We start from the raw sequence: 268 nt of genomic DNA, 5'->3' as shown, positions 1-268 counted from the left end.
GCTTTATTTTGCGCCGTAATTGGGTTGCAGCAGGGCGCAGGGTTGGCGTTCCCTGCGGCTGCGGCGGCTGCGTCCGGCGATGGTGCCGCAGGCGGCGCCGGGATCGGTTTTGTCGGCTTTTGGGGATTTGTCACCGCGCTCGTTACGTTCATTGCGTTCGCTGCGGTTGTTCCGTTCGGAACGGTTTCTGTCGCTGCCGCGGCTGCGGGTTGGGGCAGCTTGGGTGTCTGCGGCGGCATCGCCGTCGGCGTCACTTCCCCACCAGTTC

The 268-nt window shown here is 65.3% G+C and carries 1 pseudogene; it reads right to left on the bottom strand.

The features are described from left to right. Nucleotides 1-3: 3 nt before the first annotated feature. Nucleotides 4-268 (bottom strand): annotated as a pseudogene (locus tag ACI43T_RS12090) (DEAD/DEAH box helicase); the annotation flags it as partial.

This window comes from Neisseria oralis, from assembly GCF_045062685.1.
GTDB lineage: Bacteria > Pseudomonadota > Gammaproteobacteria > Burkholderiales > Neisseriaceae > Neisseria > Neisseria oralis.
Note: the sequence above shows the minus strand (reverse complement) of the source record. Positions and strands in the feature narration are given on the sequence as shown.